Origin of the sequence: Pedobacter sp. V48 (assembly GCF_000523515.1) — a bacterium.
GTDB lineage: Bacteria > Bacteroidota > Bacteroidia > Sphingobacteriales > Sphingobacteriaceae > Pedobacter.
Genome location: NZ_AWRU01000009.1, coordinates 1 through 26,904 on the forward strand (window position 1 = coordinate 1; position 26,904 = coordinate 26,904).

24 protein-coding genes and 6 pseudogenes are annotated in these 26,904 nt (G+C 37.7%); 21 read left to right on the forward strand and 9 right to left on the reverse strand.

Annotation, left to right across the window (positions count from 1 at the left end; translation table 11 throughout):
• Positions 1–252 precede the first annotated feature (252 nt).
• The 3 genes and pseudogenes from N824_RS10250 to N824_RS10260 all read left to right on the forward strand — a co-directional run bounded on the left by N824_RS10250 (position 253) and on the right by N824_RS10260 (position 2,354).
• A complete protein-coding gene (locus N824_RS10250; RefSeq protein WP_048905069.1) occupies positions 253–663 on the forward strand; it encodes a hypothetical protein in 411 nt (136 codons plus the stop codon).
• A gap of 204 nt (positions 664–867) precedes the next feature.
• A pseudogene (locus N824_RS10255) lies at positions 868–1,308 on the forward strand (cupin domain-containing protein).
• Between the two features lie 8 nt (positions 1,309–1,316).
• Positions 1,317–2,354: pseudogene (locus tag N824_RS10260) on the forward strand (NAD(P)-dependent alcohol dehydrogenase).
• A 36-nt stretch (positions 2,355–2,390) separates the two neighbouring features.
• Here the strand turns inward: N824_RS10260 and N824_RS10265 are convergent.
• Together N824_RS10265 and N824_RS10270 are read right to left on the reverse strand one after the other, a co-directional pair.
• On the reverse strand, positions 2,391–2,786 hold the full coding sequence (locus N824_RS10265) for a VOC family protein (protein WP_048905071.1): 396 nt from the start codon (positions 2,784–2,786) through the stop codon (positions 2,391–2,393).
• Positions 2,787–2,806: 20 nt separating this feature from the next.
• Entirely contained in the window at positions 2,807–3,322 is a 516-nt protein-coding gene (locus N824_RS10270) for a dihydrofolate reductase family protein (protein WP_048905072.1), read from the reverse strand.
• Positions 3,323–3,540: 218 nt separating this feature from the next.
• Between N824_RS10270 and N824_RS10275 the strand changes: the two genes are divergently transcribed.
• Both N824_RS10275 and N824_RS10280 read left to right on the forward strand, forming a co-directional pair.
• Positions 3,541–4,317: a phytanoyl-CoA dioxygenase family protein gene (locus tag N824_RS10275; RefSeq protein WP_048905073.1), complete on the forward strand. Its 777-nt coding sequence runs from the start codon at positions 3,541–3,543 to the stop codon at positions 4,315–4,317.
• 38 nt (positions 4,318–4,355) lie between these two features.
• A complete protein-coding gene (locus N824_RS10280) occupies positions 4,356–5,147 on the forward strand; it encodes a serine hydrolase (protein WP_048905239.1) in 792 nt (263 codons plus the stop codon).
• A gap of 482 nt (positions 5,148–5,629) precedes the next feature.
• Here the strand turns inward: N824_RS10280 and N824_RS10285 are convergent, their stop codons facing one another.
• Positions 5,630–6,739, reverse strand: a complete 1,110-nt coding sequence (locus N824_RS10285; RefSeq protein ID WP_048905074.1) for a hypothetical protein — start codon at positions 6,737–6,739, stop codon at positions 5,630–5,632.
• 482 nt (positions 6,740–7,221) lie between these two features.
• The gene (locus N824_RS10290; protein ID WP_048905075.1) at positions 7,222–8,055 is read right to left on the reverse strand and encodes an oxidoreductase; all 834 of its coding nucleotides are present in this window, start codon (positions 8,053–8,055) and stop codon (positions 7,222–7,224) included.
• Positions 8,056–8,191: 136 nt separating this feature from the next.
• On the opposite strand from N824_RS10290, the gene N824_RS10295 reads away from it, so the two are divergent.
• Positions 8,192–9,184, forward strand: coding sequence for a TerC/Alx family metal homeostasis membrane protein (locus N824_RS10295; RefSeq protein ID WP_048905076.1), 993 nt, complete (start codon positions 8,192–8,194; stop codon positions 9,182–9,184).
• 121 nt (positions 9,185–9,305) lie between these two features.
• Here N824_RS10295 and N824_RS10300 read toward each other — a convergent pair.
• The 5 genes and pseudogenes from N824_RS10300 to N824_RS10315 form a co-directional block, all read right to left on the reverse strand.
• A pseudogene (locus N824_RS10300) lies at positions 9,306–10,613 on the reverse strand (OmpA family protein).
• Positions 10,614–10,842: 229 nt separating this feature from the next.
• The gene (locus tag N824_RS37245) at positions 10,843–11,169 is read right to left on the reverse strand and encodes an MBL fold metallo-hydrolase RNA specificity domain-containing protein (RefSeq protein ID WP_373419284.1); all 327 of its coding nucleotides are present in this window, start codon (positions 11,167–11,169) and stop codon (positions 10,843–10,845) included.
• Entirely contained in the window at positions 11,073–12,233 is a 1,161-nt protein-coding gene (locus N824_RS10305; protein WP_306413890.1) for an MBL fold metallo-hydrolase, read from the reverse strand. Before N824_RS10305 ends, N824_RS37245 begins: the two co-directional genes overlap by 97 nt.
• A gap of 60 nt (positions 12,234–12,293) precedes the next feature.
• Positions 12,294–13,118: an SDR family oxidoreductase gene (locus tag N824_RS10310; protein WP_048905078.1), complete on the reverse strand. Its 825-nt coding sequence runs from the start codon at positions 13,116–13,118 to the stop codon at positions 12,294–12,296.
• A gap of 75 nt (positions 13,119–13,193) precedes the next feature.
• Positions 13,194–13,400, reverse strand: a complete 207-nt coding sequence (locus N824_RS10315) for a cold-shock protein (RefSeq protein WP_048905079.1) — start codon at positions 13,398–13,400, stop codon at positions 13,194–13,196.
• Positions 13,401–13,535: 135 nt separating this feature from the next.
• On the opposite strand from N824_RS10315, the gene N824_RS10320 reads away from it, so the two are divergent.
• The 15 genes and pseudogenes from N824_RS10320 to N824_RS34130 all read left to right on the forward strand — a co-directional run.
• Entirely contained in the window at positions 13,536–13,754 is a 219-nt protein-coding gene (locus N824_RS10320) for a hypothetical protein (RefSeq protein WP_152542162.1), read from the forward strand.
• A gap of 53 nt (positions 13,755–13,807) precedes the next feature.
• The gene (locus N824_RS10325) at positions 13,808–14,281 is read left to right on the forward strand and encodes a YMGG-like glycine zipper-containing protein (RefSeq protein ID WP_048905081.1); all 474 of its coding nucleotides are present in this window, start codon (positions 13,808–13,810) and stop codon (positions 14,279–14,281) included.
• A 295-nt stretch (positions 14,282–14,576) separates the two neighbouring features.
• Positions 14,577–14,945, forward strand: a complete 369-nt coding sequence (locus N824_RS10330; protein ID WP_048905082.1) for a hypothetical protein — start codon at positions 14,577–14,579, stop codon at positions 14,943–14,945.
• Between the two features lie 62 nt (positions 14,946–15,007).
• A complete protein-coding gene (locus tag N824_RS10335; RefSeq protein WP_048905083.1) occupies positions 15,008–15,391 on the forward strand; it encodes a two-component system response regulator in 384 nt (127 codons plus the stop codon).
• A gap of 34 nt (positions 15,392–15,425) precedes the next feature.
• A complete protein-coding gene (locus tag N824_RS10340) occupies positions 15,426–16,502 on the forward strand; it encodes a sugar transferase (RefSeq protein WP_048905084.1) in 1,077 nt (358 codons plus the stop codon).
• Between the two features lie 46 nt (positions 16,503–16,548).
• On the forward strand, positions 16,549–17,229 hold the full coding sequence (locus tag N824_RS10345; RefSeq protein WP_048905085.1) for a TolC family protein: 681 nt from the start codon (positions 16,549–16,551) through the stop codon (positions 17,227–17,229).
• Positions 17,230–17,251: 22 nt separating this feature from the next.
• Positions 17,252–19,387 (forward strand): annotated as a pseudogene (locus N824_RS10350) (exopolysaccharide transport family protein).
• A gap of 45 nt (positions 19,388–19,432) precedes the next feature.
• Positions 19,433–20,917 (forward strand): annotated as a pseudogene (locus tag N824_RS10355) (O-antigen ligase family protein).
• Between the two features lie 126 nt (positions 20,918–21,043).
• Positions 21,044–21,658, forward strand: coding sequence for a DapH/DapD/GlmU-related protein (locus tag N824_RS10360; RefSeq protein WP_048905088.1), 615 nt, complete (start codon positions 21,044–21,046; stop codon positions 21,656–21,658).
• Between the two features lie 17 nt (positions 21,659–21,675).
• Positions 21,676–22,872: a glycosyltransferase gene (locus N824_RS10365; protein ID WP_048905089.1), complete on the forward strand. Its 1,197-nt coding sequence runs from the start codon at positions 21,676–21,678 to the stop codon at positions 22,870–22,872.
• A gap of 3 nt (positions 22,873–22,875) precedes the next feature.
• Entirely contained in the window at positions 22,876–24,048 is a 1,173-nt protein-coding gene (locus N824_RS10370; protein WP_048905090.1) for a glycosyltransferase, read from the forward strand.
• Between the two features lie 90 nt (positions 24,049–24,138).
• A pseudogene (locus N824_RS38320) lies at positions 24,139–24,603 on the forward strand (glycosyltransferase); the annotation flags it as partial.
• 336 nt (positions 24,604–24,939) lie between these two features.
• Positions 24,940–25,218: a glycosyltransferase gene (locus tag N824_RS34125; RefSeq protein ID WP_235207069.1), complete on the forward strand. Its 279-nt coding sequence runs from the start codon at positions 24,940–24,942 to the stop codon at positions 25,216–25,218.
• 24 nt (positions 25,219–25,242) lie between these two features.
• Complete coding sequence (locus N824_RS10380; protein WP_048905092.1) at positions 25,243–25,815, forward strand: gluconate 2-dehydrogenase subunit 3 family protein; 573 nt, start codon at positions 25,243–25,245, stop codon at positions 25,813–25,815.
• Positions 25,816–25,825: 10 nt separating this feature from the next.
• A partial coding sequence (locus N824_RS34130; protein ID WP_048905250.1) for a GMC family oxidoreductase N-terminal domain-containing protein occupies positions 25,826–26,904 on the forward strand: 1,079 nt, incomplete at its 3' end.

The window sequence follows — 26,904 nt, forward strand, 5'->3', positions numbered from 1 at the left end:
CTAGGCCATAAAATTTGTCCGGTTATAAAGTTAACCGGACAACAGTGAAATAAATTCAGGATGACGCGGAGGTGATAGCGATCTGCTCAACCTAGCTGTCATTACCACTTTTTTGTATTTTATCTGATGCTAGGCTCTCAGGATGACGACCGTTGTTGTACAATAATTAAATCTGTATCGCTCAATAATAACGTTTTTGTATCTGTATCTCTTTGCTTCTGGTCCGTAATTTTGTGGAATAAGTTTAACGTTATGGGATCAACAGAAATAAAAAAAGAGGATATCAAGCTTCGAGAAGTTTATTTGGAAGATTTGAAATCGGTTATAAACCTTTACCAAAACAGTTTAACGCCTATTAAACATGCAAATGGTTCTGGTAAGGGGCTTACTTCTGATTTTGGATTACCCATTGGGATTGCAGAAAAGAGCGGCAAGGTGATCGCTTATTCTCGTGTAAATATTGACAGCAAAGGGAAACCAGTTTTCCAGATTCATAGTAATGAAGCATGTGAAGCCGATACAGTTTGCGAAAACCTGAACCGTTTTTCAGAGAAACGTTTTACAGCTATCTGGGGTGCTGATGCAGCACAAAGCTTATCATCGAATAAGCCACTTCAAAATGCCATCAACAGGTTAGTTGATTGGCTTAATCACTGCAATTAAGCTTGCTCGTATCTTGTTTTACACTTGTTCGGTAATCAGTGATTTTGGTACGTAATCCAGTAATCTGTATACCCATCTATTAGAGAATAGCTTAGACCTTTGTATAAGTATTAATGTAGCAAAAATAAATTGCTCCCGATGAGACACAAAGTTAGCCTGCAATTGTTAAACAATAAACAGGCACAGCTATTTAAAAAATCATAGATGGAAACAACACAAAACAGAACAGCCATTTTCCCGAAGGGAGATAAAGCCTCTGCAGATTATTTCAGCGGAACGGCATGGGTTAATATTTTAGTTCCGAAAGATGAAACAGGGCATTATTCGGTTGGGGATGTGGTATTTGAGCCGGGTTGCAGAAATAACTGGCATACACACCCTGCAGGGCAGATCTTGCTGATAACCGATGGCGAAGGATATTACCAGGAAAAGGGAAAGCCTGCCAGATCATTGGGTAAAGGTGATGTGGTAGTGATCCCGTCTGATGTAGTGCATTGGCACGGGGCTACAGCCGATAACAGCCTTACGCATATTGCGATTAGTAATACCACCGAAAACGGCCCGGTAACTTKGCWGRAAYNNCTGKNNCWKACRMASMMTRYARSRRMGWWMWYYWRCMRYKRTWWTSSWMMWGTYKRNAMKTAAWWGYWNTNATGGCRCNTCAGKCGMCTGANGYGCCATTAAAACAATTAAGTATCGACAGGAGGAAAACAACGGCAAAAGATGTAGAGATCGACATCCTGTTTTGTGGGGTATGCCACTCGGATTTGCACACTGCCAGAAATGATTGGGGAGGTTCGGTTTATCCGGCAGTTCCCGGTCATGAGATCGTAGGCAGGGTTACCAAGGTGGGACCGGAAGTAAGCAAGTTTAAAGTAGGAGATCTGGCGGCGGTGGGATGTTTAGTAGACTCTTGCAGGGAATGCGCCAGCTGCAAAAAAGACCTGGAGCAATATTGTATTCCTGGCTTTACGGGAACTTATAACTCGTCCGATAAGCACTTAGGTGGACGTACTTTTGGCGGTTACTCAGAAAAGGTTGTGGTAGATGAGCACTTTGTTTTAAAGGTTCCTGAAAACCTGGATCTGGCTGCCGTAGCGCCACTGCTTTGTGCAGGTATTACAACCTGGTCTCCGCTAAGACACTGGAAGGTTGGAAAAGGCAGTACTGTTGCTGTTGTAGGATTAGGTGGACTGGGGCATATGGCAATAAAATTAGCGAAGGCACTTGGCGCACATGTAACACTATTTTCAAGATCACCTGGAAAAGAAAAAGATGCGCTTGAGCTCGGCGCAGATCAAGTAATTATTTCTACAGATTCGGCACAGATGCAGCACGCAAGAGGGAAGTTTGACTTAATCGTTGACACGGTTCCATACGTGCATGATTTAAATGAATACGTGCCTACACTAAACATAAACGGCACATTGGTACTTGTGGGATACCTTGGAGGATTAGAACCTTTACTTAATTCTGTACCTATGATTATGGGCAGGAAATCTGTTGCAGGATCGCTTATCGGCGGAATTGCCGAAACACAGGAGATGCTTGATTTCTGCGGAGAACATAATATTGTTTCAGAGATTGAGGTGATTAAGATGCAGGAGATTAATGAAGCATATGAGCGCATGCTGAAAAGTGATGTGCGCTATCGCTTTGTAATTGATATGGCATCTTTAAAAAATAACTAGCATTACAAGTAAACAGGGCAGTATGCCCTGTTTACTTTAACAGTTAAATACATTCCATTTGTGTCCGTCAGGGTCTGAAAAGCCAAAGCCATAGTAACCAGGGCCAAATTCAGCTGGTTCATCAAAGATCTTTCCACCGCCATTTCGGACTTCGACTGCCCATTTATCGGCTTCGTCTTTATGATCTGCCCAAAGTGTAAAGATCACTTCATTTCCTTTTGACAAATCGGCTACTTCTCCTCTCAGGGCATTTTTTAGGGAGTCTTTTACAAAGAAATTGATCACAAAATCGTCATTACCAAATAGAAAGCTGGTGATTTCGTCGGTTTTGTCGTAGCCTTCATTGGGTTTAAACCCAAGTGCGCTATAAAATTTCCTGGTCGCAATTACGTCTTTTACGCCCAGATTGGCCCAGATTTTTGTTGGTCTCATCGTACTTAGTTTTATAATGATTAATTGTTTTTTATTGAATAATGTAGTTGAACAGTATTGTTGTTCAATTTGTTTACATCGATCAGGGATAGTTGATACTCTGCTTCGATACCTTTTAGCAATGGCAGCCCGTTGCCAAATAGTACAGGTTCTACTACCAGGATGATTTCATTTACCAGGCCTGCTTTGATAAAGGCACTCACGGTTTGCGTACCGCCTATAATTACCGCTTCTGTGTGTCCTTTGGCGGCAAGCTGTTCTATGATTTTTTCGGGGCTGTCCTCAGTAAACAGAACATTGGATTGGGCAGGTTCGGCCTTGGTATGGTGAGTGAGGACCACCAGCGAACCTTCTTTTATAGGAAGGTAGTCTGGCGCAAGTACATTATAGGTTGTTTTCCCCATGATTACGGCTTGTGTGCGCTGGCTGATGACCATAAAGCCTTGACCGTATTCCTGCGACAACCAGTCTGGTACGTTTCTGTTATTGCTGATCAGGCCATTGGCAGAGACAGCGAGGTAGATGATTGTTTTCATATTTAGTTTTTTTTATATCCAAAGTTAACCTGGAGGAATGGGACAGAAAACCCGCAAAAACGACTTATTGAGGGGGCGTTTGCGACAATATAAAAGAAAAATTTATATATTTGGAGTATGACAATGACCGTAATGTTATAATATAAATTTTCAAGTCGTAAGGCTAATGTCCCGGAGGGGCCCTAATTCTTTATTGTCTGAATTTTATATAAAACATTATGAACAACATCTTAAATCCACAACAAATACAATCTTTTATTGCGGACGGCTTTGTCCGTATTGATAACGCTTTTTCTGCCAATCTTGCCGCTGAGGCGAGGGATATCCTCTGGAAAGACATTTCCGCTGATCCTAATGACAGCAGCACATGGATCAAGCCGGTCGTATGGCTGGGTATGTATACACAGGAGCCATTTATTAAGGCGGCCAATACCGATATTCTCCATGCTGCATTCGATCAGCTGGTTGGTAAAGAAAAATGGCTGCCCTGCATGAGCATGGGTGCTTTTCCAGTTCGTTTTCCGTCGGAAGTTGATTCAGGTGATACCGGCTGGCATGTAGATGCAGGTTTTGCCGGCGAGGACCCTAACGACTTTTTCGCCGCCCGAATCAATGTATATTCAAAAGGCCGTGGCTTGCTGATGCTGTTTCTTTTTTCGGATGTAGGTCAGAGGGATGCACCGACCAGGATTTTAAAAGGTTCACATTTGGATGTTGCCAGATTGCTGGGGCCCGAGGGTGAACAGGGGCTGTCTTTCATGGAACTTGCAATGAAATTGCCGGAATTACCCAAGAGAGAGGAAGTTTTGGCTGTGGGCAAGGCTGGTACGGTGTACCTTTGTCATCCGTTTCTGGTTCATGCGGCGCAGCAACATCGCGGAGCTCTACCTAAGTTTATGGCACAACCACCGCTGTTGGTTAGTAGTGGTTTTGATATCAGAAGTACGGGCACATGTAGTCCGGTAGAGGAAGCTATAAGAAACGTGTATTTTTAAAAAATAAAATGAAAAGATTCCTTGCAACCGCCTTATTCATGCTAGCAATTGGTCCGTTATTGTTTTGTCAGTCAAAGCAAACCATCATCCGTCCTGATTTCAAAAAATACTTTGATGGATGTGGGGTGGAGGGTGCTATAGCAATTTATGATTACAAAAAACAGCAATGGATCCTTTCCGATACCATTAACACAAGTCAGCAAACGCTACCTGCATCGACATTCAAAATCATTAATATGTTGATTGCCCTGGAGGCCGAAATCATATCAGATGAGAACTACACAGTTAAATGGCCTGGAAAAACTGATACCGCAAAATACGGATATAGACCTGACATTTATCATGATATAAGTGTAAAGAATGCATTTGAAGTTTCTGCAGGCTGGGCATTTGTAGAACTTGCAAAAAAGATCGACAAAAGCGTATACAAAAGATACTTAACACAATGCGGATACGGCAATGCCGAACTTTCGGAACCGGGTATAGACTTTTGGAACTTCGGGCCTCTCGGTATTTCACCGATCGGCCAGGTTGAATTTCTCAAAAAATTCTACGATGGGAAGCTTCCATTTTCTAAAAGGAATCTGGATATCGTAAAGCGGGTAATGATCACGGAACATAGTCAAAATTATACGATCCGGTCAAAAACGGGATGGACGATGGCAGATCAGATCAATACAGGTTGGTGGGTTGGCTACCTGGAAAAACAAAATGAGATTTATTTCTTTGCGACAAGATTACTGCAAAATCGAAAAAACAACCGGCCTGATTTTTCCGAATGCCGTAAGAAAATTACCAGGTCCGTGATGAAAGATTTGAAAATTATGTAGCGTTTTTTTTGTTTTCTTCTATCTGTTAAGTATTAGTTAACCGTATTGGCTATATAGGAGGGAATATAAACCAGTGTGTAGCCGATAGAAAAAGACGCTAAGAAAATTATTTGATAAGTACAAAAAGGAATTGCACGCCTGCTGAAAAGGCAGTTGTGGAAAGGTTGTATTACCAATTGAAAGATGAGCTTCGCCAAACGAGAACCTAATTGATGAAGTTGGATATAAGAACTGGAACCAGCTGCCTTTAGAAGGTAAAGTCAGCCTGGTGTTTTATAAACTATGGCCGGAATAGCTTGCTGAAGCTGCCATGCTTTTGATTGTTCGCGCGAGGTTATTTTTTCAATGATCCAGGTCAATGGATATTATGAGTTTAAAAAGGTGTTTGCTAAATTTTCCAATAGGTTGAAGATGAAGATATATGCGCATTTTCAGCCATTAACCGTGGTAGTTTGAAGGAATCTAAAAATGAATTGTGCAGGTTAGAGGGAGGTGGTCGTTTCTTTGAATTTGTAGTAGTTTAAATAGAAGATAAGGTAGGCGGCTGATAAGTTAATGAATACTGAAATACACATTAAGTTAAATAGGATGAGAATAAAGGTGATTATGAAAGTTCCAAAAACGACTTTAAAATATTTTTCCTGATCTAAGCCGAAAAGGTACAATGAGCAGCAGAGCAGTAAAATAATACTTAAGCAGAAAGCAAATAAGCCCAAGGCGATGAGTGCAGGGAGATTAAATAAGAGCCAGATGAATTCCGGAAGCAACAACAGGCCATAACTGCCTATTTGGGAAATGAATAATTTGAATCTGGATATGGGCAAGGTTCTGACAAACGCTAGAAAGGTGATTTCGAACTTTCGCGCTTCCAAAACCAGCATACAATGTGCTGTGGCTACTGCTAGCATTGCTATTGATGCCACTCGAATATCGGTTTTAACATCAGCAAATAGTAAAAAAACAGCTGTAATGGTAAGGTATGAGAGGAGCTTAATAACTGAGTATCTTATTTTGTGGCTATGGAAAACATGGTAAAAATATAGGGTAAAGAAGGGTTTTCTTAATGGGCGGATTAGTCTTGAAATGAGGATTGATTTGTGGCCATCGATTAGTTTGTTGATCTGCCATGTATAGAAAAGGGCACTAAGTAATAGTAGTGTTGCAAGGTATACCAGGGTGATGAAGGCTGAGAAATAATATTGGTGACTAATGGCCAGCACCAGGCTAATCAGCATATATACCAGCATGGGTATGCTAACTACGGCCTGGACTATTATCCAGGTACTAATTTGTTCTCTCTTAGTATAAGAGTTGACACTGTAAAACAGAAATTGCTGGTGAACCTCACGGATCTTTGCTGAGATAAAATGACAGCATTTAAGGGTGTAAAGTAAGACCACCCCGAAAGCGATGACCATGATAAATGGCTTGGCCATAAAATACAGCATTAGTGATTTGTGGAAGTTTATTACGCTACCGAAATATCCCAGACCTAACAGGGTTAACAGCAGGAAAAGGAATATGCCTGCATGGGCTTTGTAAAAAGTATTGGCAAAGACTTTTACTAAAACGTTGGTTAGTGGGCTAAGCATGCTGTATGTTTGATTAATTGTTTAAAAAGATGTTACAGTTATGGGTTTTTATTAACTGTGATTTTGGTTCTATCTGGCTTGTTTGCCTTTTGAGCTCATCATAGTTTTGATTTGTTAGCCAAGTAAATGAATTATGAAACATTGTACCGCCATCAGTTTTTACCGAAAGAAAGGGATGAGGCGTCTTTGTTTTTTAGCAAAAACAGCTGTATAGGGTTTACTTCTGTTGAGAAAGCAAAAGCACAGTAAATGAACCGAATTGTAGATCTGGTGAAAGTATGGTCAACCCTGGTTTCATATTGGAAGTAGATAAGTCCAGGAAATAGATGCGGGTGTTGAAAATAGATTTGGAGGCTGGCAAGCCACATGTTATTGAGGCTTTACAAAGGCATATAGAAACAAGAATGGTGAGGTATATTTCATTTATAGCCACACCGGGTTGCGATGTGGCCAATAGCGAGTACATGAACCTTATAAATTAATCATTTAGGGAAATCTGCACCAACAGTGGTTTCTTCCCATGCATCAAAATCATGTGCCAGCTCTTCGATTTTTTTACGGGCATTTTTTAATGCTGCTGCACCCAGTAATAGACGTAAGGGAGGGGTTTGAGTCTCTACTACTTTAATGATGGCCTGGGCTGCACGTACCGGATCGCCTGGTTGATTGCCATTATAAGCCCTGATATTGTCTTTATTGGCGCCTGCGGTGGTTTTGTAATCTTCAATTTCGTTCTCTACTTCGTTGGCAGAGCGCCCCGCCCAGTCTGTACGGAAGCCACTTGGTGCTACAATGGTTACTTTTATGCCAAGGGGAGCGGTTTCTTTTGCAAGTGATTCGGAAAATCCATCAACAGCAAATTTAGTTGCGTTGTAATAAGCTAGTGCCGGAAAAGCCATTAAGCCTCCGATTGAAGCGATATTGATGATGTGGCCGCTTCGTCGTTTTCTCATGTGTGGCAGCACTGCTTTTGTCATGTTGGCCAGTCCGAAGAAGTTGATGTCGAACATTCTTCTGGTTTCACGCTCGTCGCTGGCTTCCACTGAGCCAAAGTAGCCGATGCCGGCATTGTTTACCAACACATCAACCTGTCCGAATATTTCGGTTAGTTGTTTTACCGCATCATTAATATGATCGTGCTTGGTTACATCAAGTGTTATAGCTATTGAGGTTTCTGGGTATTGTTTAACAATATCTTCTACATCGGCAATGTTACGGGCGGCAACTCCGGCTTTGTAACCAAGTTCCAGTACTTGTTTTGCTAATTCCCGGCCAAATCCTGTCGAACAGCCTGTTATGAGCCATACTTTTTCCATAATATGTGGTTTATATTTTTTTATCTAAATAACAGTATAACTGGAAGATGGTTGTCAGTATTTAATCATTTTAAATGAAGTATAGAAAACCGATCTTTTTTAGCATTTTAGTGGAATTTCAAAACAGAAGTAAAAAATGAGTAATAATTTAATTGATCACCCCGGGGTGATTACGGGATTTGCAGTTGTTGTTGTGGTGATGCTGCTTTTAGACCTGGGTGTATTTAATAAGAAAGTACATGCTGTAAGTAGTAGGGAAGCGGCAATATGGTCGGTAGTATGGATAAGTTTATCCATGATTTTTAGCGGGGTAATTTACCTGACATCTGGTTTTGAGAAGTTTACGCAGTTTCAATCTGCGTACTGGATAGAAAAGGCGCTATCGGTTGATAATCTTTTTGTGTTTATTCTGGTTTTTGGGTTTTTTAATGTGCCTAAGGAATTGCACCACAAAGTGCTGTTTTGGGGAATTATAGGGGCATTGGTGTTTCGCGCCATTTTCATATTTGCAGGTGTTGGGCTGATTAATTTGACTTATTTGCCTGAAATGACGGTATTTGGTGAGCTGATCCGTATTAATGTTGTTTTACTGATTTTTGGGGTGTTTCTTATTTATGCCGGCATTAAATCTGGCCTGGCCAATGACCATGATGATGATGACAAAGACTTTAGCAAAAGTCCTGGTGCCCGCCTGATTTACAAGTTCTTTAAAGTGAGTAAAGAGTTTGATGGTGCCAAGTTTTTTACTGTACAAAATGGTGTAAGACTGGCCACTCCTTTATTGGTTGTTGTGGCAGTTATTGAATTTACAGATCTATTGTTCGCTGTAGATTCTATTCCAGCTATTTTTGCCATTGCACCGGATGATCCGCTGATTCTATATACTTCTAATATTTTTGCAATACTTGGCTTAAGGGCTTTGTATTTTCTGCTGGCTAACTTTATTTACATGTTTAGTTTGCTGAAATATGGTTTGGCAATTATACTGGCATTTATTGGGGTTAAAATGGTGATTGCGCCATTTTATCATATTTCTTCACCGTTGTCGCTGTCCATTGTTGGAGGGGTTTTGTTGTTGAGCGTAGCGGCTTCTTTGGTGTTTGTGCCGAAGAAAAGCGTTGAGCAGTAGAGGAGCGGCCCGGTTTTCTGAGATAACCAGCTGTGTAAGCATGATGAATGTAACTAAGAAAGCCTGGTCATTTGACCAGGCTTTCTTAGTTAACGAGACTAATATTTAAACTAATGAGATACTAGTATAAAGTAAATTCTACTCTACGGTTTTTCTGACGACCATCCGCAGTTTTGTTAGATGCGATCGGTTGGTTTGGACCGTAACCTGTTGCTTCGATACGTGAAGCGTTTGCACCTTGTGATACTAAGTAAGCTTTGATTGACTCAGCTCTGTCTTTAGACAAACGTAAGTTTAAAGCCATTGAACCTGTATTATCTGTGTGACCAGCTAATTTCAAGCTAAAGTTTTTAGCGATCAACAACTCAGCTACTTTATTTAAAGTTGAGTATGAAGTAGAACGGATTGTTGATTTGCCTAAATCAAACTCTAAGTTTTTGATTGCTTCATCAACAACTTTACGGTCAGCTTCTGTTACCACAACTTTAGTTTCTTTGATCACTTCACGTTGAACTTTGATTGGACATCCGGCACCATCTACCACTGTGTTTGCAGGGGTACCAGCACATTTGTCGAATTTGTTAGCTACACCATCTCCATCATCATCACCTAATTGAGCTTCTAACGCTTMKYTAWSWYTTTTTGCATTTTCTTCGGCAGTTGATAATGCTCTTCTTAATTCTGCACTTTCAGCAGCACTTTCTTCGCGGATAGCAGCGATAGGGCTGAAGTTTTGTAATTGAGAAGTTCCTTTTCTGCCTAAAGCAATCTCGACACCTGCGTGAGCATATGAGAACCTGTCGTTAGCACCAGCTGTTACACCATCAAAGTTATTTGATTTCATGAAGCTAACTGTGTAGCCTAAATCGATGTTAACACCTTTTGATACACCCAATTTGAAACCGGCTCCAATTGGAACAAACCAATTTTGGTCGTAACCTGTGCTTGCTCCACCCGGATGATCAGTTGTCGCAGCAGATGACATATAACCCGCACCAATTGTTGCATATGGTGAAAGAAAATTACGTTTTTGGTTTAAGCTCATGTTGGCGATAGTAAAGTTACCACTAACAGCTGCAGACCAGTCGATTCTAGATTCGAAAGTTGATTTAGTACCAGCAATAACGTTGGCACCTTTAACTTTACCTGCAAGGAAATCGGCCTGGATACCAAATCCTGGTACTATTTGTTTTTTGATGTAACCACCGTAACCCCAAGATTCGTAAGGAGTATTGAAGTTTCCGTTAGTTCTGTTATTGAAAGGGGTGTAGTGCGTTAACATACCACCATTAAGTCCTACAGACCATGTGCGGAAATATTTTTTAGAGAATTTTTCCGACGATTGAGAGTCAGCCTCCTGTGCAAATAATTGCGTTGATAGACCCACCATGGATAATATCATTGCTGCTTTTGTAATTTTTGATTTCATGTTTTTTATAAATTAGATATTTGAGTTCTCTTCAGTTTCATTTTAATACTGAATGATTATCTGCTTGTAATAATCCTGCCAAAGCCAATTTTATCTAATTTTATATTTGAATGCACTAATAATCAGTAGATTAGTTTTACTTTCAATTTATACCAAAAAAAGGAAACGAACGTTTAAACCTAAAGATTTTTGTATAGTATTTAATACAGTTTGTGCCTGAACGGATATTTTATAACTCGAAAGTTTCACCTTTTTCAGGTAAATTAACTTTGTAGCCAAGTGCTGTTAGTGCATCGCCAAGCATGTTCATGCTTTTTATTTCTCCGTGAACCAGAAATACTGATTTGAGTTTTTCGGAATCTTGGTGCTTAACGGTGTTGACAAGGTCGTTATGATCGCCATGGCCACTCAACAGATCTGTTTTTTGTATGGTCGCGTAAACCATTAGATCGCGGTTTCTTAAGCGGACAATTGGATCGCCGCGTAATAACCTGTCACCCAGCGTTCCTTTGGCGCAATAGCCAATGAATAGGATGGTGCAATAGTAATTTTGAATGTTATAATAAAGGTGATCCTGAATACGGCCACCCWCGANGCNMTYCCGNMWSWTGAGATGATGATGCATGGTTCATGATAATTGGAAACCGACTGGCTTTCGCGTTTATCGTGAACGTAAGAGAGTTCCTCAAATTCAAATTCATCACCTTGTTTACGGTAGAAGTCTTGAGATTCGTGGTTTAACAGGTGGTGGTGTTTTCTGTAAATGTCTGTTGCAATGGTTGCAAGTGGACTATCGACAAATATTTTTACGGGTGGGAGTAGTCCGCTGCTAAAGATCTTATTTAGAGAATATACCAATGCCTGTGTGCGACCAATGCTAAAGGCTGGAATGATTAGCCTGCCAGGATATTTAACGCATGATTCGTTTATGGTTTCTATTAACTTGTCTTGTAGGGTTACATTGGTACTGTGCAATCGGCCACCATAGGTGGATTCGGACACTAGATAATCGACCTGCGGTAGTGGCTCCGGATCTACTAAAACCGGGTAGTTGGTGCGGCCGATATCGCCGGTAAAGGCAATCTTTTTCTCTACACCTTTATCTTGCAGGGTTAAAACTACGGCTGCGGCACCTAACAAGTGGCCAACGGGTATAAAGGTTAATGATACATTGCCATTTAAACGGAACTCTTTATGGAAGGCGATGGTAACAAACCTGTCCATAGTGTCGTTTACGTGTTTTTGGAGGTATAAAGGCTGAGGCCCAGATCTGCCTCCTCTGCGACCTTTAGGGCGCCTGTTTTGTTTACCAATAAATACATTTACAGAATCGTGCAAGAGCAGCTCCGTTAAATCGGCTGTTGGTGGTGTGCTTAGGATTTGTCCTTCGAAACCCAGCCGTACCAGTGTGGGCAAGTTACCGGAATGGTCTATGTGGGCATGGGTTAGGATAACTACATCTATAGAAGCTGGGTCGAAAGGGAAATATTGGTTTTCTTCCTGAAAGGTTTCTTTTTCGTAGTCGAGCCCACAATCAATTAATATATTGTAATTTTCTAATTGTAAAAGGTGCATGCTTCCGGTTACCTGTTTAGCTGCTCCCCAAATGGTCAATTTCATATTTTTTGGTTATCCTAATAAGGGCAAGATATCATTTTAACAGTTAAGCATAAACTAAAATTATAACTTACCTTTTTGCAACCACTCTACCCAATTGGTTATCTGGTAATTATATTTTAATACCGTAGATGATTGATTGGAGTTTACTATTTTCCAGGTGGTAAGTTCGTTTACAAATGTTGGTGGCACTAGCCCTGAGTTAATGGTTGCCTGTGTGTAAAATGCTCTTTTCTCGGGATGGTGAGGTGTGCAGGCGTTAAATGTGTGCCCGAAGCTTTCAGTTTCTATGATATGTGTGCTGATGCCAACGCAGTCTATTAGGTGAATGAGATTTATTGGGGATTGCCCGTTTGGAGAATTTACTTTACCGGCAAAGAACTTGCCTGGATCCCGACCAGGGCCAATGAGCCCACCAAACCTGAGTACTGTTGTATTGAAGCTTTGTTGGTTTTTAAGGATGGCTTCGGCTTGTTTCATTGCTTTACCGGATGGGGTATCAGGATCTGGTTCATCAGTTTCTGATAATTCGGTATTGCGATCGCCATATACCGAGGTGGAGCTTATAAATAGTACCTTTTTGACGGCGTTGTTGTTTGCTGCCCTGCAGATTTCGGTTATTTTATCCGGAAAGCTGGCTTCTTCAGCACTGCTTCTTTTGGGTGGAATGCAGATGACCAATGTTTGGCTGTTAAAGAATGCAGGATCGTAGTTTATGGTTTGTACGTCAAAGCTAACTAAGTATGGTTCTATTCCTTGTGTTTGAAGGGTGGGTAGTTTATCTGCGCTAGTTGTTGATCCTTTTACTTTATAGCCTTTGGAAATGAGGTGCTTTGCTAATTCTAAGCCATACCAGCCACATCCTATTATGCTGATTGTTTTTTGCATAAGTGTTATTGGGTGTTAAAAGAAAAAAGCCTGATCAGGATTGATACAGGCTCTTTTTTGATTGAAAGAGGAGAATTAAAGAACTTTTACATTCTGAGCCTCAGGGCCTTTTTTTCCTTCGTTCAATTCGAATTCTACACTGTCACCTTCATTTAGCTCTCTGAATGAATCTCCTGCTATTGCAGAAAAATGTACGAAAATATCTTTTCCCCCATCTTCTGGAGTTATAAATCCAAATCCTTTGGCAGAATTAAACCATTTAACTTTTCCTGTTGTACGCATAGTATTAATGTTATTTCGATGTGAAAGTAATCAATTGAATATTAAAATCAAAATGTTGCATTTGGAGTCGCTTTCTTGGATTTTTGAAACTTAAAAGTTCAACTTTTGTTATATCTAATGACTTAAATGAACTTTATGGCTGCGAAAATGAAAAAGAAGGCTGATCTGAAACCAAAGAAAAGTAATCTGGACAACGATAATTTAGGATTAGATGCTGACCATTCCTCGAACCCACCATCTTTAATGACAAGATTAGACGACGATAATGACCGGATTTCAGGAAATAGCGATGGAGAAAATGATGTTGATGAAAATTATAGTAGCGTAGTTTACAGTCCGTTAGATGATAAATAACGTTTTTGGCACCATTTTCTCTAGATATGGATAGTAAACTAAATTTTATAGTCATGAAATATTTATTTTCAATAGTAATAGCAGGAACAATGTTATTATCGGCGTGCTCGAATAACAATGAAAAGGAACAAGCGCTAATTAAGCAACAGGCAATTGCCGCAGTAAAAGACAGCTTGAAACTAGATAGCTTTAAAAAAGCAGAAGTAAAGAAAAAAGAGGATGCAAAAATTGCTGCTCAGGTAAAAGAAGAAAAAAGAACTTTATTATTAGCTGAAAGAAATGAAGCTGCTTCTCAGTCTTCAGGAAACCATAACTATGAAGAGCCAGCTGCCGCAAAGAAAAAAGGATGGAGTGAAGCTGCAAAAGGTACTGCAATTGGTGCCGGAGCGGGAGCGCTTGGAGGTGCACTAATCGATAAGAAAAAAGGAAGAGGTGCCATTATTGGTGGTGTTGTCGGTGCGGGTGCAGGATATTTAATAGGAAGGGATAAAGATAGAAAATCGGGAAGAGTACAACCTAAAAATTAGTATAGGTTAAGATTTTATTATCTTCTTTAAAAAAACGGCTGTTATCTATATAACAGTCGTTTTTTTTTATTTGAATTTTCGTGGTATTTGTTTTCAATTAATAACTGTGGAATATATTCTACAATAAGGGTGTTTTTGATTTAATTTATACTGTGTGTACAAATATGTGTAATAAGTGTGAAACTTCTTTTTAATGTGTATAATGCTCAAAAACACCTGTTAAACGATGATTTTACTATGAAAAATTATTGCTGGCTTGATTTTTTCAATTACGTTATTAAAAACAATTAAAAAAATGAAGCTTAACATCGGTTTATTAGTATTAATTTTAATCTCTTTGAGCAGCTGCACAAAAAATTCAACATTTAGCAATCCCGAAATAGCTATCAGTAAGGAAGGGATATTGAGAGTTGAATGTGAGAACTGTGATGTGAATTATCACATTAATAACAAAGATTTTAATGTTAGTGTTTCTGACGGAAGTAATGATATCCCATTTTATTATACAAGTGACTTTAAATTAAAAACAGAAGTAGTATCAAAAGCAGATCAGAATATAAGAGTGCTGGTTATTGATTGTTTTGGACGTGTAGTTTCAAATGAACTGAGCACGAGAGAAAAAGGGGAAATAAGTAAAATGGAGTTTGCCATTAAAACAAAGTAATAAGATAGAAATTGGAAAGTGATTGTAAGATAATTAACTAAGGATTTTCAAAGGAAAAGATTATGGAAAGTAATACGACAAATAGAAAACAGATACTGGTTGTTGATGATGAGCTAAGTATTCTTAGACTATTGACATTTATATTGTCTGCCGACTATGATCTTGTAATTAAGAAGAGTGGTATAGAGGCGATAAGCTGGTTAGAGGAGGGGAATGACCCTAATTTAATTATATCTGATTTGATGATGCCTTATTTTGATGGCAGCACATTGATCAGAAATCTGAAAATAAGTGGCCTTTACAGAGATACTCCTGTTATTTTATTGTCGGGCGCAGAAGACTTAGAAGATAAGGTTAAAAATATGCCTTTTAAAATAGATAGCTACCTAGAAAAACCATTTAATCCTTCTGTTTTGAAGTCGAAAATAGCACAATTAATAAACTAAAATCCAACCAGTCGAAGCCAAAAATAACTAGAATATGACATCCCAAACCATTGAATTTCATAAAGTTAGTGCCAAAATCGTGTATTTTGGTAAGCTACTCAAAGAAGTGATAGCTGAAGAACTTGACGGCGATATCACGTACCTTGAAGATCCTGTTGATTTTAAAAGGTACTTAGATAATCAATCTTTTTTAAGTGTCCCTGATATTGTTTTGATAGAGGTTGATGAAAATAGCCAATGCTTTGATCAGGTAAAATATATTAAAACGAACCCTTTATTGCAAGGACTCATTATTGTACTGCTTGGTGTGAAAGAAGACAAAGTGTGGAGAAAAAAGGCGCTGGAGTTGAAAGTTAACGACTACTATACCTATCCTTTTCCATATGAGGATTTCTGTGAACGCATGAACTTTTTGGTGAAATTTAAACTGATTAAACCAAAGTTGATGGACATTGCCCAGCAAATGGAAGTAGAATATAAAATTCCAAGAACCAAAAGAGCATTTGACATCCTTGCATCAGGATTTGCTTTATTGTGTTTATTGCCGCTGTTTGTGATTGTGGCCATACTGATAAGACTGGAATCGAAAGGCAAAATTGTATATAAGAGCAAAAGGGTTGGTGCAGGATATAAAATCTTTGATTTTTATAAGTTCAGATCTATGAGAAGCGATGCTGATAAAATGCTTGCTTCGATGGCCAGCCTTAATCAATACAGCAATTCTGAGGAAAATAAAGATAATAAATCGGCCTTTGTTAAATTTAAAAATGATCCTAGAATAACTAAGGTGGGATCTTTCTTGAGGAAAACAAGTATTGATGAGTTACCTCAGCTGATAAATGTACTGATCGGCGATATGTCGTTAGTAGGTAACAGACCATTGCCATTGTATGAAGCTGAACAATTGACTACAAACGAATGGTCGACCAGATTCCTGGGACCTGCCGGACTAACCGGATTATGGCAAATCAGTAAAAGAGGTCAGGATGATATGTCGGAACGTGAGCGTAAGGAGCTTGATAATTATTATGCTTCGAACTACTCTATTTTTCTTGATATGAAAATCATCATTAAAACTATACCTGCATTGATCCAAAAGGAGAATGTATAATAATTTAAATATTCCTAAAAATTAATAATCTATAAATTTCAATTAAATGAAAAATTTATCAAAGTTCATTCTGGCAATTCTTATGTTCATAAGTTTTGACAGTTTCTCACAAGAATCAATAATCGGTGAAATTAAATATTCCGATTTGGAGAAGTACATTGACCTTGCGATACAAAACTATCCTAAAGTAAAGATTGGTGATGTTAATATACAAAAGGCTAAAGCTGATGTAACAAGCAGCGGCCTGTCTTATCTTGACATATTTAATGCCTCTTACTTTTATAGGCCTCAGGAAAAAACTGCATTGGATCCAATTAACCCTTACAGTGTAAACGGATTCCAGTTTAGTGTAAATGTGAACATCGGAAACCTGCTTCAAAAACCTTTTGTTGCCAAGAAAGCAAAGGCCGATTATAAAATAGCTCAACTTCAGGCAGAAGATTTCAGATTAACTCTTAGAACAGAAGTTAAAAAGAGGTATTATGCGTATATTCAGCAAATTAATCAGTTGAAGATATACACACAGAGTGTGCAAGACAATAAGAATGTTGCAGATAACCTAAAATATAAGTTTGAAAAAGGTGAGATCCCGCTGGATACTTATAATCAATCCAGAATAAATCTGACAAGTGCCAATACCGCGAAAATTCAAACAGAAGTTGATCTTTTAAGTGCAAAAGACGCATTGGAAGAGATCATAGGTATGAAGCTTTCTGAGGTTAAATAAAATTAATATAGCTACTAGATAGATGGACATTAAAGCATTTCTAAAACTTCTCAATAAGTATAAATGGCTTTTACTTTTAGTGCCGATTGTGGCGGCAACCGTTACATTTTTTCTTGTTCGGGATCTTCCAAAGGAATACGGCTCTGAGGCGCAGATTGCAACTGGTATAGTGGATCAATCTAAACAGGTGATAGGTGGATCGAGTCAGAATGCTGATTATTTTAAAGTAAATACACAGTTTGCTAACATTATCGAAAGAATGAAAATGCAGAGGATTATGAGTATTCTATCTTATAATCTCATTCTACATGATCTTGAAAACCCTAAGGCTGCATTTAAGCCATTCAGTAAAAAAATAGATTCTTTAAGTGCCGGCGATATGCAGGAGGTTATTTTTTCTTATAAAGAAAAGCTGCTGAAAAAAGAAGTTTTAGCCATAGGAGATAATAACGGGAAGTATAAGCTATATGATATTGTTGCTTCAATGGGATATGACAAGGAGAGTGTAGAAAAGAAATTGAATATCTATCGTGCAGATAATAGTGATTTTATAAGTGTTTATTATGTATCTGTTAATCCAATGCTTTCTTCTTTTGTGGTTAATACCTTATCCATGGAGTTTATTAATAACTATGGCCAGGATGTGAGTACAAACCAGAATAATTCAATAGAATTGCTCGATTCCTTATTGAAAAAGAAGGAGTTGGCGATGAATGAGAAAAACGCTGCTTTGAAAGATTTTAAAATGAAGAATGGCGTTTTAAATCTTGACAAGCAATCGGAAATGGTATATGCGCAGATTTCGCAGAATGAGGAACGTAAAGCTCAGGCCATTCGTGAAATACAATCCAACCAAAGAGCTATTTCTGATATCGAATCCAAGTTAAGAGGGAACAATGATCCGTTCTCTGGCGGTAATTCTACAGCTGATAACAAGGCTATTGTAAACCTGAAAAATCAGCTAAAAATTGCAAACGATGCTTATATCGACGGAAATTTTAAGCAGACTGATAAAAATAAAGTAGATTCTTTAACAAGGATAATTGATAGAGTAAGTGCAAGAATTTCTGATGATAATGTAACAAGTCCACAAGCTTCTAGACAAACATTAATTCAACAAAAGTTAGCATTAGAAACTACTGTAAGTCAGGCAAAGGGAAGTATCAGATCAATTGATAATGAATTGGCGATGCTTAAATCAAAATATAATACCATGGTGCCATTCGATGCCGGAATTCAGAATTTTGAACGTGATGCGGAATTGGCCACTAAGGATTATATGGCTGGATTAGACGCTTATAATCAAAACAAAACACAGCAAAATGTTGCCCTTAAATTACAGATGGCACAGATTGGTCTTCCAGGGTTTCCATTGTCGTCCAAAAAGATTCTTTTTGTAGCTCTTGCGGGAATCTCTAGTTTTTTCATCTGTTTTTTGTCTATTCTTGTTTTGTTTCTTTTAGATAATACTATTAATAATACGCTTCAGTTGGGGCAGGCAGCCAAATCTAGGGTGATTGGTCACTTAAATCTTATTCCAGATGGAAGTACTAATATAAGAGCGATTTGGAAGAATGATATTGGTAAAGAATATTCAACATTTAAAGACCTGTTAAGATCTGTGCGTTTTGAAATTTCCAGTGCATTTGAAAAAAATAAGGCTAAGATATTAGGGATTACTAGTCTTGGAGATAATGAAGGGAAGTCCTTTATTGCAGGAAGTTTAGCGTATTCTTTTGCAATGATGGGAAACAAAGTTCTATTGATTGGCGGGGAAACTAAAATAGCGACATCAGATTCAAAGGAGATTTCATTTAGCCAGGATTTTCAATCATTTTTAGTAAAGCGGGAGATCCAGACCGAGGATTTAATAACTGTGTTGAATAAAAATGATGCTAATTCATCATTACTGGAAATGCAGGATATAAATAGCCTTAAAAAAGGATTTGATGTTCTCAAAGATCAATTTGATGTTATTTTAATTGATGTTRACAGCCYAAWARATRWWAATAAMRMTAMASRWTNNTTGYTTTTTACAGAGCAGAATATAGCTGTGTTTGAAGCAGGAAAAGCTATAATGGATGAGGAAAAAGAATTGGTTGATTACATAAAAGACAAGCCAGGTTTTATTGGTTGGGTACTTAATAAAACAAAATAGAAGAAATGATTTTTTTGCTAGCCATTGGAAAATAAATAATCATAAATGATCCAGTTTTTATCTTCCCTATCACAAACAAAACGTGTATTGTTATTATCATTTATTGGGCTGGTAATTTCGTTAACGGTAGGTGTACTTACCTTTGTCAGTCCGGTTGCTCCCATTTTGCTTGTGATACTTGCAATGATGGTTGTTTATATTATTTTTCTCTTTAGAGATCCATCTATTGGTCTTGTAGCTCTTATAGTTTATTGTTTTACTTTTGGAATACTGGGTAGGGAAGTTGGGGTGATTCCCTTCGGAATTGGAATTGAAGTTTTTTTGCTATTGGTTTGGTTTGCGATTATTATCCTAAACAAGAGATTCAATTGGAAGATTCTGGATAATTCATTAAACAAAATCATGCTCATATGGTTTTTGATAAGCGTAGCTGAGATTATTAATCCCGCAGGAGCAAGTGTGAGAGGTTGGTTACAGGAAATCAGGAGTACAGCATTATTTCCATTACTATGTACCGCATTAGTTTTTCTTCTTTTTAATTCTAAGAAGAAAATGAACATGGTTTTGATATTGATTATATGCATGTCGCTGCTTGCCACCTTAAATGGTATAAAACAATTATACATTGGACCTTCTCCTGGGGAGCAAAGGTTTTTGGATGAAGGGGGGGAATTAACGCACGTGCTTTGGGGCAAGCTCAGGGTTTTTTCTTTTTATAGCGATGCAGGGCAGTTTGGGGCATCCCAGGCTTCATTTGTTCTTCTTGCAAGTGTTCTTGCATTAGGTCCATTTAAATGGTGGAAGAAAATTTTGCTKSCRATNNCWKCATTATTATTTTTTTATGGGATGCTTATTTCGGGTACAAGAGGAGCATTATTTGCTTTGGTAGTTGGTGCTTTTTTTGCGATTTTCCTGACTAAAAATATCAAAATTTTGATAGCCGGGGTAACTGTACTTCTATTGTTTTTCTGCTTTTTGAAATACACAAGCATTGGAAGTGGTAGTTATGAAATTGTTAGGTTACGTACCGCATTAGATCCAAAAGAGGCTTCGCTTAATGTGCGTTTCAACAATCAAAAAGTTATTGGAGAATATTTGAAGTCACGTCCGTTTGGAGGTGGTTTAGGTGTTATAGGTAACTGGGGAAAAGAATATAATAAAGACAAATTTCTATCTACTGTTGAACCGGATAGCTATTGGGTAAAAATATGGGCTATGTACGGTATAGTTGGTTTTACAACTTGGTTTTGCATGATAATGTTTGTAATTGGTAAATGTTGTGGAATTATATGGAAAATACGTGATGATGGATTGAGATATAAGAACATTGCAATGCTGTCTACTGCTGTAGGAATATTTTTCTGCAGCTATGGTAATGAAGTAATGAATTCCATGCCATCTGCACTGATTACAGCTTTATGCTTCTCTTTTATTTATCTGAGTCCAAACTTTGATATTAAAGATGATGTTTTATTAGCTGAATCAGATGTTGAAAATGTTAATAAGCGGGGGGTTAGCCATGCCATTTGAGATATTTTTAATTCCAGGAGCTATTTGTTTTGCGATAGCATTTTTCAAAGAAATTAATAAAAAAAAATAGTTATACACATTTAAACGCTCAAAATTAAATTAACTTGAACCGTAGATGATCAAAATATGTCTTTAACAGATAAAATTAAGGCAAACCCTAAGCTAAAAAAAATAGCACACTGGTTAATTGTGCCTACTAATGATCACAGACCGCGGCTATGGGTGAGGTTATTCGTTAATCCTTTTAAACATAAAAAGGGTAACGGGAGTATAATAAGAATGAGAAATCGGATGGACGTATTTCCTTTTAATGATTTTCAGCTCGGTAATAAATCTATTGTGGAGGATTTTGTAACCATTAATAACGGTGTTGGTTCAGTTCTGATAGGAAATGAAAGTATAATAGGTATTGGAAGTGTGGTAATAGGCCCTGTAACAATTGGGGATTATGTGATGATAGCTCAAAATGTTGTTATTTCTGGATTGAACCATGGATATCAAGACGTAAGCCTGCCACCTAGTAAGCAAGAAGATATACGCAAGCAAATTACTATTGGAGATAATGTATGGATTGGCGCTAATAGTGTGGTAACTGCAGGAATCGATATTGGAAAGCATAGCGTTATTGGAGCGGGAAGTGTGGTCACAAAAAGTATCCCCGAATATTGTGTTGCTGTAGGGAATCCTGCTAAAGTTGTTAAAAAATATATAAAAGAAACCGCATCGTGGGAGAAGGTATAATCGTAGGAACTAATTAAATGTATAAAAAAGACATTATAATTATAGGCCAGCAGGCATGGGATACAACTATAGGTAGTAATTGTAAAAATATTGCCCTGGAGCTTTCTAAGCATAATCGCGTGTTATATGTGAATTCCCCACTGGATAGGATTACCCTTTACAGGGACAGGCATAATCCTAAAGTAAAGAGAAGACTAGATGCGGTAAAAAATAAAGAGCATAATCTGATACAAGTTGAGAATAATATATGGAATTTATATCCCGATTGCCTGGTTGAATCTATTAACTGGATAGGGAATGGAGCAATATTTGATTTCTTTAACAAAAGGAACAATGCTAAATTTTCAAATTCTATAAAAAAGGCCGCTGCTAAACTGGGCTTTGTTGATTATCTTCTATTCAATGACAATGAGATTTTCAAGGGATTTTATCTAAAGGAATTTTTAAATCCATTTTTAAGTATTTATTATTCCAGGGATAATATGCTGGCTGTTGATTATTGGAGAAGACATGGAACTAGGCTTGAACCATTACTGATAGCTAAAAGTGATATTTGTATGGCAAATTCGGTATTTTTGACTGAGCACTGTAAAGAATACAACGAAAAGTCTTTTTATATAGGTCAGGGCTGTGAATTGGAAATCTTTAATATTAATGATCATGCGGTAATACCTTCTGAACTGCTGAAAATAAATACTCCTATTATTGGGTATGTTGGTGCATTGCAAAATATAAGACTGGATATTGGACTGATCAGGCATATTGCGCTGACAAGAAAGGACTGGACAGTAGTGCTTGTTGGAAATGAAGATTCAGTTTTTCAGCAAAGTGATTTGCATCAGCTTGATAATGTTGTGTTTACGGGGCCCAAGCCAATAGCAGAATTGCCAAAATATATACAGTTTTTTGATGTATGTATTAATCCGCAATTGATGAATGAGATTACAATTGGTAATTATCCTAGAAAAATTGATGAGTACTTAGCAATGGGGAAGCCTGTTGTGGCATTGGCAACAAAAGCTATGGAAATTTTTAAAGAGGAAGTTTATTTGGCAATAGAATGGGAGGAGTATGTTGAAATGATAGATAAAGCGTTGCGTGAGGATTCAGCTGAATTAAAAAATAGCAGGATTTACTTAGCTTCGCAACATAGCTGGGAAAATTGTGTTAATGAAATTTATAAATCAATAGAGCTGACTATTAATAATAGATAAAGAATGAACCTATTTTATATTATTTTTATTGTTGTGCAGATTTTAATAGGAATTCATTTCTTTATTCCATTCCTTTTTTATGTTATTGGACGATTTTCGGGTAAACAGCAACAGGTTTTGCAGCAGGAATTGGAGGCCGATTATGCTGTTATTATTACCGCATATCAACAAGTGTCTCAGGTTCCGTATGCTGTTGATTCTATATTGAAATCAAATTATAATAACTATTTAATCTATGTAGTTGCGGACAATTGCGATATAAGCGGGTTAAGTTTTAAAGATGATCGTGTTATAGTATTACGTCCTGAACAAACACTGGCAAGTAATACCGGCTCGCACTTTTATGCGATTAAAAGATTTCAACGTTTACATGGGCGCTTAACTATAATTGATAGTGATAACCTTGTACATAAAGAGTATTTTAATGAATTAAATAAAATTTTTGATGGCGGATATACTGCAATACAAGGGGTTAGGGCCGCGAAGAATCTGGATACCACTTATGCATGTTTGGATGAAGCCGGAGATATCTATTACCGATTGGTGGATAGAAAACTGATGTTTGAAGCAGGCTCATCCTCAGCTTTATCGGGGTCTGGAATGGCCTTTACCACTCAGTTATATAGAAGCTGTCTTGAAAATACTGTAATTTCAGGAGCAGGTTTCGATAAGATTCTTCAATATGAAATTCTAAGCAGAGGGATTAGAATTGCTTTTGCAGAACAGGCAATTGTTTACGATGAAAAAACCAGTAAAACTGATCAACTGGTAAATCAGCGGTCGAGATGGATAAATACCTGGTTCAAGTATTTGTTTTTGGGAGGAAGGATGTTATTCATGTCTTTGATCCGTTTTAACTGGAATCAGTTTCTGTTTAGTACAATGTTATTAAGGCCTCCCTTATTTATATTGTTAATGATAGCCTTTGTCTTCTTTATAGCCGATCTGTTTATATGGCCAATGTTTGTTATATTTTGGATATTGGGAATTGTTATGTTTTTTTTAACTGTTTTTGCTGCTTTATCTTACTTTAAGGCAGATTCCAGAATCTATGACTCTTTAAAAAATGCGCCAAAATTTATATATTTTCAAATTTTAGCTCTTTTGAAGGCTCGCAAAGCAAATAAAATATCTGTAGCAACCGAGCATTTTCATGAAGAAAAAATAGATAATTAAATCCCAAAGGATTATAAAATAATTTAAATGAGAAAAAAACTACGTATTGGAATTGAAGTACAAAGGATCTTTAGAAAGAAGAAGCATGGTATGGAAGTAGTTGCTTTGGAATTGATACGGGAAATTCAGAAGCTAGATCAATATAACGAGTATTTTCTGTATGCGAGAAACGACGTAGATGATAGTTGTGTCGAAGAAAAGGATAACTTTAAGATCAGAAAGCTTTCAGCAAAATCTTATCCGAGCTGGGAGCAGTTTGTTTTGCCGAATGCTGTGAAAAAAGATAACCTTGATTTTTTACACTCGACATGTAATACGTCAGCACTTCGCTTATCTGTACCTTTAATACTTACGTTACATGATATCATTTATTTAGAGAAAACTGATTTTAAAGGCACTTCGTATCAGAATTTTGGTAATTTATATCGGCGATTTATTGTTCCTAGGATTGTAAGTAAAAGCCAGATCATCATTACTGTTTCAAATTTTGAAAAAGAAGTTATTGTAAATAAACTTCAGCTACCTGAGGATAAGGTTAGGGTAATATACAATGCTGTAAATCCTAAATTTAATGTTTCTTATGCTCAAGATAGATTGGATAGCTTTAGGTCGAAACATAGACTTCCAGATCAATTTATTTTGTTTCTTGGTAATACTGCACCCAAAAAAAATACAGTCAATGTTATTAAAGCATATATAGAGTACAAAACGGTTACGCCTTCTGGATTACCTTTGGTTATTCTAGATTATGATCGTCAATTGGTATATGAAKTATTWRARRWKMTKRSCRRARMKSMANNNMAAGCCNATYKYWTYTWWMMYKGKYAWAYMRMRWCWKWSKMTMWRMMWWWATNAYANTNAATRTTWYTNAAGCWWWTMTWGWRTCCTTCTTTGAGAGAAAGTTTTGGTTTGCCAATTTTAGAAGCGATGGCTTGTGGAGTTCCGGTAATAACCTCAAATACTTCATCTATGCCAGAGGTCGCTGATCAGGCGGCTGTGTACGTAGATCCTTTTAATTTTTTGGATATAAAAGATAAAATGATTTCAATTTTGGACGATGGCTTATTGCAAGAGCAAATGAAGGAGAAAGGTTTAAAAAGGGCAGCAGATTTTACATGGAAATCTTCAGCTGAGCAATTGCTGTCAATCTATGAATTGGTTAAGTATTAACTTTTGTAGTTAAATAAAGCTATAATGAATAGGAGAAAGGCCATTTTTGGAATATTGGGATTTTCGGCGATTGCAGCTGGTGGTGCATCGGTTTGGAAATTTTATAACATACACAAGGCGCCCAATCTTGATTTGTTAGTTGATAAAAAATTACTTATAGCGCAAATAGCAGAAACAATAATTCCCGGTGGGGAAACCCCTGGGGCGAAGGCAGTGAAAGCTGAAGATTTTATAATAAAAATGGTTCGTGACTGTACAGAGATCAAATCGCAGAATAGATTTATCTATGGACTCAAGGAATTGGAGGATTACACGATTGCTAATTATGGTAAACCTTTTACCAATTGTAATGTGAATGATCGTATTCAAATACTAACCTATTTTGAAGATAGGGTAGATTCAAATAGGTTTGTTCATAAAGTGAAAAAGAAGATTTATGGAGAGAGTTTTATATATATGATAAAAAGTTATACTGTAGCCGGATATTGCACATCAAAACTCGGAGCAACGCAGGGGTTGGCCTATGATTATGTTCCTTCGGTGTTTGAAAGTTGTTTACCTCTTTTACCTGGACAGCGATCATGGGCAACCAAGTAAAGCATAGAAAATGAATTATATTAATAGAGAACATATTTCGTACGATGCTATAGTTATTGGTTCTGGTATTACCGGTGGTTGGGCCGCAAAGGATCTGTGTGAGCAGGGGCTGAAAACTCTTTTGTTGGAAAGAGGACGAGATGTAACTCATATTAAGGATTATCCTACGGCTAATCTTAATCCATGGGATTTTGAGCATAGGCTATACAATACTATAGATGAACAACTGAATAATTCTGTGCGTAGCGCAGCTGGAAATGAAGGGGACCGTTTGTTTTACACCAGTGAGGTTGAACATCCCTACATTCAGGAGAAACCCTTTTCTTGGGTTAGGGGATATCAGCTTGGTGGCAGGTCGTTAGTGTGGGGACGACAGTGTTATAGATTTAGTGATCTTGATTTTGAATCTAACTTAACGAATGGGGTCGCGATTGACTGGCCGATACGTTATGCTGAGCTGGCTAAGTGGTATGATTATGTTGAAAAGTACATTGGAATAAGTGGACAATGTGAAAATCTGGCTCATTTACCTGATGGGCATTTTTTGCCACCAATGGAACTGAATTGCATTGAGAAACATCTGGATAATTCTATTCGGAATAATAATGAGCGGCGCTTAATGACCATTGCAAGGGTTGCCAATCTGACAAAAGGCTGGGATCATAGGGGGCCATGTCAAAATAGAAACTTATGCAGCAGAGGTTGCCCTTATGGGGGATATTTTAGCAGTAATAGTTCTACAATACCTGCAGCGGCTGCTACAGGGAATTTAACGATCAGGCCGTTTTCTCTTGTACAAGAGATTATTTATGATGACAATCTTAAGAAGGCAACTGGGGTAAGGGTAATTGATAGTAATAGTCATGAAGTGTTTGAGTTTTATGCACGAATTATCTTTGTTAATGCATCGACTATAGACAGTACTTCCATTCTTCTGAATTCAAAGTCGAGCCGCTTTCCAAATGGGTTGGGCAATGATAGTGACCAGCTTGGACATAATCTGATGGATCACCATTCATCGGCAGGGGCATATGGTGTGCATCATGGCTACAAAGATAAATATTACAAAGGGAGAAGGCCATGCGGATT